Genomic DNA, 655 nt, shown 5'->3' on the forward strand with positions numbered 1-655 from the left:
CCACCGGGCCGCGGGTCGGGGTGAAGACCAGCGAGCCCGGCACCAGCAGGGCGGGATCGAGGTCCGGGTAGTCGGCCGGGTCCGGGGCGCGCTCGGCGACGGTCCGGTAGCCCGTCTGCTTGACGAAGCGGCGGAACTGCACGGTGGTCACCGGTGTCTCGTCAATCCAGAAGCCGTCCACCGCGACCTCGCGGACCGGACCCTCCTCCGGGTAGTCGGCGAGATCGGACCCCATCCGGAAGCCGCCCCCCGGGACCCACACCATGTTCCTGGCGGGTGCCGGTCCCGGCTCAGTCGCAGCGCTGACCACCGCCCCACGCTAGACGGCGACGGTTGACACCTCCGCGAGCACCTGGTTACCGTCCAACTGATTAATAAAGTACCCGGGAGGCACTGTGGCTACCAGGAATGATCTCGCCGAAAAATATTCCGGACGGCCGTGCCCCGCACGTCGATGCGCAGGATGCTGCCCGTCATCGCGTCGAAGCCGGTGGCGAGCACCAGGACGTCGAGCTCGTACTCGCCCTCGCTCGTCCGCAGGCCCGTGGCGGTGACGGCCTCGATCAGCTCCGCCCGCAGGTCCACGAGCGCGACGTTGTCCCGGTTGTACGTCTCGTAGTAGTCCGTGCCGATGCAGATCCGCTTGGCGCCCACC

At 68.9% G+C, this 655-nt stretch carries 1 protein-coding gene and 1 pseudogene; both read right to left on the bottom strand.

The window, feature by feature from the left end:
* On the bottom strand, positions 1-235 hold a 235-nt coding region (locus ABFY07_RS42775; protein WP_346179623.1), incomplete at its 3' end, for an SUMF1/EgtB/PvdO family nonheme iron enzyme.
* A gap of 164 nt (positions 236-399) precedes the next feature.
* Positions 400-655 (bottom strand): annotated as a pseudogene (locus ABFY07_RS42780) (cyclohexanone monooxygenase); the annotation flags it as partial.

This window comes from Streptomyces sparsogenes subsp. cuspidosporus (assembly GCF_039532705.1).
GTDB lineage: Bacteria > Actinomycetota > Actinomycetes > Streptomycetales > Streptomycetaceae > Streptomyces > Streptomyces sparsogenes.